The organism is Phenylobacterium sp. GW823-FHT02A09 (genome assembly GCF_058797775.1).
Map to the genome: position 1 here is coordinate 1,087,670 of NZ_JBXAJZ010000002.1, position 6,358 is coordinate 1,094,027.

Genomic DNA, 6,358 nt, shown 5'->3' on the forward strand with positions numbered 1-6,358 from the left:
CTTGCAAAAACGAACTTATGGTCCGGGCCAGGGAGAGACACACATGCAGACCGAAGATGTCCTGGCCTTCGCCGATCGGTTCATCGGCGCGATCGAGCGCGGCGACGTGGAGGCGGTGCGGGCCTGCTACGCGCCCGACGCCAAGATCTGGCACAACAACGACCGGGTGGAGCAAACCGTCGAGCAGAACCTGAAGGTGCTGGGCTGGTTCATGCGCAAGATGAGCGACCGCAAGTACCGCGTCGTGCGGCGCGAGGCGCTCTCGGACGGGTTCCTGCAGCAGCACGTGCTGGAGGGGAAGCTGCCGGACGGCCGGGATTTCTCGATGTCGGCCTGCTGCGTGATCCGCATGCAGGACGGGGTGATCAGCCGGCTCGACGAGTACATCGACTCGGCCGAGGCCGCGGTGCTCAGCGAGGTCCGCTGATGGCGTTCGTGAGGGGGGCGCTGGCCGGCATGGCGGCGCTGGTGCTGGGTGGGGCGGCGCAGGCCGCGCCGCCGTTTCCGGATGCGCAGGCCACCGATCCGGTCGCCCTGGGGTGGATGGTCGGCTCGCCGCCGCCGGCCGAGCGGACCATCCGCTTCGAGGACGGCAGCTTCCTGAAATTCCCGCAGCTGCGCTGGACGTTCTCGCACTGGCGCGAGCTGTTTCCGACGGCGGTGGTCGGGCGCGGGCCCGGGCCGGTCAGCGCGCTGCCGCGGGCCGAACGCGACGACCTGGACGCGGTCAGCTTCACGCCGCTGGGCGGCGGCGCGCCGATGACCTGGGGCCAGTCGCTGGCGGCCAACTACACCGACGGCATCCTGGTGATGCACCGGGGCAAGGTGGTCTACGAGCGGTACTTCGGGGCGCTGAAGCCGGAGGGGACGCACATCGCCCACTCGGTGACGAAGTCGTTCGTCGGCACGATCGCGGCCATGCTGGTCGCCGAGGGCAAGCTCGATCCCGACGCCCTGGTGACCCGCTACATTCCGGAGTTGGAGGACAGCGCGTTCGGCGACGCCACGGTGCGTCAGGTGCTGGATATGACCACCGGGCTCGAATACTCCGAGGTCTATACCGATCCGAAGTCGCCGGCCTGGGACTTCGTGCGGGCGGTGGGTCTGCTGCCGCGGCCGGCGGGCTACAGCGGGCCGACCACGAGCTACGACTACCTGAAGACCCTGAAGAAGGCCGGCGAGCACGGCCAGGCCTTCGCCTACAAGTCGGTCAACACCGAGGTGGTCGGTTGGCTGGTGCAGCGCGCCGGCGGCAAGCCGCTGGCCCAGCAGCTCAGCGAGCGGTTCTGGACGCCGCTCGGCATGGAGCAGGACGCCTATCTGCAGGTCGATTCCGTCGGCGCGGGCTATGCGGCCGGCGGCCTGAACCTGGCCCTGCGCGATCTGGCGCGGTTCTGCGAGATGATGCGCCAGAACGGCCGCTTCAACGGCCGTCAGGTCGTGCCGGCGGCGGTGGTCGCCGACATCGCCGGCGGCGCCCGGCGCGAGGACTTCGCCAAGGCCGGCTACGCGACCCTTCCGGGCTGGAGCTATCACGACCAGTGGTGGGTCTCGCACAACGACCACGGCGCCTACATGGCCCGCGGGGTCAACGGCCAGGCTTGCTATGTCGACCCGAAGGCCGAGATGGCGATCGTGCGCTTGGCTTCGCACCCGCAGTCGAGCAACGTCTATCTCGATCCGCTGTCGTTGCCGGCCTATCACGCGATAGCCCAGCATCTGATGCGGACGCCCTGAACCGGACGTCCGCATCAGGCGGAGGCTAGATCAGCGCCGGTTCGACGTCGGTCGACGGTTTGGCGGCCGCGGCGCCGATCACCCGGCTGGCGAAGGCCGGCAGCACCACCAGGGTCAGCACGGTGGCGGTGATCAGGCCGCCGATGACCACGGTGGCCAGCGGCTTCTGCACTTCGGCGCCGGCCCCGCTGGCCAGCGCCATCGGCATGAAGCCGAGCACGGCGACCAGGGCGGTGGTCAGCACCGCCCGCAGCCGGGCCATGGATCCCTCGACCGCGGCCAGCTGCGGCGCGACCCCGGCCTCGATGCGCTCGCGGATCGCCTGGATCAGCACCAGCCCGTTCAGGGTCGCCACCCCCGAGACGGCGATGAAGCCGACCGCGGCTGAGACCGAGAACGGCATGCCCCGCAGCAGCAGGGCCAGCGCTCCGCCGACCAGGGCCAGCGGCACGCAGGCGAACACCAGCCCGGCCTGGGCCGCCGAGCCGAGCGCGAAGTAGAGCAGCACCGCGATGGTCGCGAAGACGATCGGCACCACGATGGCCAGCCGCGCCTCGGCCCGCTGCAGGTTCTCGAACTGGCCGCCCCAGTCGATCCAGGCGCCGGGCGGCAGCTTGACCTCGCCCGCTACGGCGGCGCGGGCGTCGGCGACGAAGCCGCCCAGGTCGCGGCCGCGGACATTGGCCTGGACGACGATGCGCCGCTTGCCGTTCTCGCGGCTGATCTGGTTCGGCCCCTCGCCCTCCTGGAACTGGATGACCGAGCCGAGCGGCACCATCACCGCTCCGTCGTTCACCGCCAGCGGGGTCTGGGCGACGACGGCCAGGTCGTTGCGGGCCTCCTCCGGCAGGCGGACCACCACGTCGAAGCGGCGGTCGCCCTCGTAGACCCGGCCGGCGGTGCGGCCGGCCAGGGCGATCTGGACGGCGTCGGCGGCGTCGGCGGCGTGGACACCGTGCAGGGCGGCGGCCGAGCGGTCGACCTGGGCGGTCATCATCGGCAGGCCGGAGACCTGCTCAACCTTGACGTCGGCCGCGCCCCTGACCCCGCGCAGGGCCGTGGCGATCTTCTCGGCCGTGGCCTCCATCTCGTTGAAGTCGTCGCCGTAGACCTTGACCGCCACGTCCGAGCGGACGCCGGAGATCAGCTCGTTGAAGCGCATCTGGATCGGCTGGGTGAATTCGTAGGCGTTGCCGATTTGGCCCTCCGCGACCTTCTCGATCTTGGCCAGGACGTCGGCCTTGCTGAGGCTGCGATCGGGCCAGTCCTTGCGGTTCTTGAGGATCACGAAGGTGTCGGAGATGCTCGGCGGCATCGGGTCGGTGGCGACCTCCGCGGTGCCGGTCTTGGAGAAGACGTTCTCGATCTCGGGGATCTTGATCAGCGCCTTTTCCAGCCGGGCCTGCATCTCAAGCGACTGTTCGAGCGAGGCGCTGGGCACGCGCAGGGCCTGGAGCAGCACGTCCTTCTCGTCGAGCGTCGGGATGAACTCGCGGCCCAGCAGGCTGAACACCACGACTCCCACCAGCACCATGCCCCCGGCGCCCAGGGCGACCCGCCGCGGGTGGGCGACGGCGCTGCGCACCAGCGGTTCGAGGCGGCTGCGGACGACCGCCTCGGCCTTCGACTGGTGCTCTTGCTCGGGCGGCTTGATGAACAGGGCGGCCAGCGCCGGGACCAGGGTGAAGGTCAGGATGAAGGCCCCGGCCAGGGCCAGCATCACCGTCGCGGCCATCGGGTGGAACATCTTGCCTTCGATGCCCTCCAGCGCCAGCAGCGGGGCGTAGACCAGCAGGATGATCGCCTGGCCGTAGGCCGCGGGGCGGACCATCTGGCGCGCGGCGGCGACCGCCTCTTCCATTCGCTCGGACCGGGTCAGGTCGCGGCCGGCAGCCTGGCGGCGCAGGGTCAGGCGGCGCAGGGTGTTCTCGACCACGACGACCGCCCCGTCGACCAGCAGGCCGAAGTCCAGGGCGCCCAGGCTCATCAGGTTTCCGGAGACCCCGAACCGGTTCATGCCGATCACGCCGAACAGGAAGGCCAGCGGGATGACCAGGGCAGTGATGATCGCCGCGCGGACGTTCCCGAGCAGCAGGAACAGCACGACGATGACCAGCAGGGCGCCCTCGGCCAGGCTGGTGCGGACGGTCGAGATGGTACGATCGACGAGCGCGGTGCGGTCGAGAACCGGCGTCGCCTCGACCCCTGGCGGCAGCGAGGCCTTGATCTGTTCCAGGCGCTTGCCGACCGCGTGGGCGACGGTGCGGCTGTTCTCGCCGGCCAGCATCAGGGCGGTGCCGATCACCACCTCCTCGCCGTGCTGCTGGGCCGCGCCCAGGCGGGCGGCCTGGCCGATCTCGACGGTGGCCACGTCGGAGACGCGCACCACCAGGCCGTTGTGGTTCTTGATCGGGGCGGCGGCCAGGTCCTCGGCCGAGCGCACGCGGGCGTCGGCGCGGACCACGAAGGCCTCGCCGCCGCGCGAGACGTAGCCGGCGCCGGCGACGGTGTTGGCGTGCTCGACCGCCTCGACCACCTCGCCCAGGCCGACGCCGTAGGCGGTCATGCGGGCCGGATCGGGCCGCACAGCGTACTTCTTGACGTAGCCGCCGATGACGTCGATCCCGGCGACGCCGGGGACGGTCTTCAGCTGCGGGGTGATGATCCAGTCCTGGACCGTGCGCAGATAGGTCGCCTTGGCCATCTCGGTGGTCAGGCGCTCGCCCTCGGGGGTGAGATAGGAGCCGTCCGGCTGCGGGCCGGGCTGGCCGGGCTTCACGCCCTTGGCCGGCGCCATCTTCACCGTCCACATCATCACTTCGCCGAGGCCCGTCGTGATCGGGGCCAGCGCCGGCTCGGCGCCGGGCGGCAGCTCGTCGCGCGCGCCCTGCAGGCGTTCGGTGACCTGGTTGCGGGCGAAGTAGACGTCGGTCTGGTCGGTGAAGACGGCGGTGATCTGCGAGAAGCCGTTGCGGCTGATCGAGCGGGTCTCGACCAGGCCCGGAATGCCGGTCAGCGCGGTTTCCAGCGGGTAGGTCACCCGCTGCTCGATCTCCTCGGGCGACAGGGCGGGGGCGACGGTGGTCACCTGCACCTGGCGGTTGGTGATGTCGGGCACCGCGTCGATCGGCAGCCGGAAGAGTTCGACCGCGCCGTAGGCGGCGATGGCCAGCGCGATCAGAATGACCGCGAAGCGGTGGCGCACGGAGAGCGCCACGATCTTGTTCAGCATGGCGGCCCCCTAGTGTCCGTGCTCGGCTTCGCCCTTGGCGAGCTCGGCCTTGAGGACGAAGGCGCCGCGGCCGGCGACGCGCTCGTCGCCCTTCAGCCCGGCGACGATCTGGGTCTGTCCGCCGCCGGAGCGGCCGGGTGTGACCGAGCGCGCGCGGAAGCCCTTGGCCTCTGCGACGAACACCACCGAACGGCCCTCGACCGTCTGCACGGCCTCGGACGGCACGCTGGGCAGGCCCTTGCCGTCGGCAGGGACCTGAGCGCTGACTGCCGCGCCGGGCGTCAGCGCGCCAGAGGTCGGGCGCGCCCGGACGATGGCCGCGCCGGTGGCGAGCTGCGACAGCGGGGCGACGCCGACGATCTGGGCGGCGGTCTCGCGGCCATCCGGCCCGATCAACTTCAGCGGCGCGCCGACCGTGAGCTTGGCGGCCGAGTCGGCGGGGACGTTGAACACCACCTCGAGGCGCGCAGGGTTGGAGACCTCGGCGACCGGCGCGCCCTGGGCGACGAAGCCGCCGGGGGCGACCTGGACGCTGGTGACCAGCCCGGCGATCGGGCTGCGCAGGGTGGCCAGGCCTCCGGCCCCCGGCGAGCCCGAGGCGGCGGCGCGGGCCTGGGCGGCGGCGGCCTGGGCGCTGGCGCGGACCGAGGCGGCGCGGGCGGCTTCCCAGTCCTGCTGGGCGGTGACGCCGGCCTTCAACAGCCGCTCCTCGCGGGCGAGGGCGGCGCGGGCGGCCTGCGCTTCGGCCGATGCGGCGGCGGCCTCGGCGCGAACGCTGGCGCCGTCGGCGCTGCGGATCACCACCACCCCGCCGCCGGCGGCGACCTGGGCGCCGGGCGACAGCAGCACGCGCTCGACCACGCCGGAGACGGGGGCGGCAACCACGGCGCGGGCGTCGGGCGCGGCCTCGACGCGGCCGGTCAGGCGGATGTCGGAGCCGCCGCCGCGGCCGACGGTGACGACCGCGACGCCGGCGGCGGCGGCCTGGTCGGCGGGCAGGGCGATGAAGTCTTGCTCGCCGCCCTCTTCGTCAGCGTGGCCCTCTTCGCCGTGAGCTTCCTCGCCATGAGCATCGGCGGGGACGGCGCGGAGCGTGGCCAGGCCGTAGCCGGCGGCAAGGGCGAGCGCGATCGCCGCGCCGGTGAGCAGGTTCCGTTTGCTGAACAGCATGGTCAGGCTCCGAAGGGGGCTTTGCCGGCCAGGCGCGCGGCCTCGGCCAGGGCGCGGACGCGGGCCAGGCGGGCCTCCAGCGTCTGCAGGCGCGCGGCGGCCAGGACGCGGCGCGCGGCGGTGAGTTCGAGCAGCGGCAGGCGGCCGGCCTCGTAGCCGATCCGCGCCAGCCGGTAGGCCTCGGCGGCGGCGGCCTCGCCTGCCGCCGCGGCGCTGGCC

4 protein-coding genes and 1 pseudogene are annotated in these 6,358 nt (G+C 72.3%); 2 read left to right on the forward strand and 3 right to left on the reverse strand.

Annotated elements, in window-relative coordinates:
- Window positions 1–43 precede the first annotated feature (43 nt).
- Window positions 44–427 (forward strand): nuclear transport factor 2 family protein, encoded by a 384-nt coding sequence (locus tag AC1Q87_RS12600; protein WP_492609258.1) that lies wholly within the window; start codon window positions 44–46, stop codon window positions 425–427.
- Window positions 427–1,737 carry a serine hydrolase domain-containing protein gene (locus AC1Q87_RS12605; RefSeq protein ID WP_492609259.1) on the forward strand — a complete coding sequence of 437 codons (1,311 nt, stop codon included), beginning with the start codon at window positions 427–429 and terminating at the stop codon, window positions 1,735–1,737. The genes AC1Q87_RS12600 and AC1Q87_RS12605 overlap by 1 nt, the downstream gene beginning before the upstream one ends.
- Before the next feature lie 25 nt (window positions 1,738–1,762).
- Here the strand turns inward: AC1Q87_RS12605 and AC1Q87_RS12610 are convergent, their stop codons facing one another.
- The 3 genes and pseudogenes from AC1Q87_RS12610 to AC1Q87_RS12620 form a co-directional block, all read right to left on the reverse strand.
- Window positions 1,763–4,969: an efflux RND transporter permease subunit gene (locus tag AC1Q87_RS12610; RefSeq protein ID WP_492609260.1), complete on the reverse strand. Its 3,207-nt coding sequence runs from the start codon at window positions 4,967–4,969 to the stop codon at window positions 1,763–1,765.
- 9 nt (window positions 4,970–4,978) lie between these two features.
- Window positions 4,979–6,139, reverse strand: a complete 1,161-nt coding sequence (locus tag AC1Q87_RS12615; RefSeq protein ID WP_492609261.1) for an efflux RND transporter periplasmic adaptor subunit — start codon at window positions 6,137–6,139, stop codon at window positions 4,979–4,981.
- A gap of 2 nt (window positions 6,140–6,141) precedes the next feature.
- A pseudogene (locus AC1Q87_RS12620) lies at window positions 6,142–6,358 on the reverse strand (TolC family protein); the annotation flags it as partial.

Bases quoted from the DNA above. Each gene is read 5' to 3' on its own strand.
- AC1Q87_RS12615 (WP_492609261.1), bottom strand. From the start codon at position 6,139: ATGCTGTTCAGCAAACGGAACCTGCTCACCGGCGCGGCGATCGCGCTC.
- AC1Q87_RS12600 (WP_492609258.1), top strand. From the start codon at position 44: ATGCAGACCGAAGATGTCCTGGCCTTCGCCGATCGGTTCATCGGCGCG.
- AC1Q87_RS12605 (WP_492609259.1), top strand. From the start codon at position 427: ATGGCGTTCGTGAGGGGGGCGCTGGCCGGCATGGCGGCGCTGGTGCTG.
- AC1Q87_RS12610 (WP_492609260.1), bottom strand. From the start codon at position 4,969: ATGCTGAACAAGATCGTGGCGCTCTCCGTGCGCCACCGCTTCGCGGTC.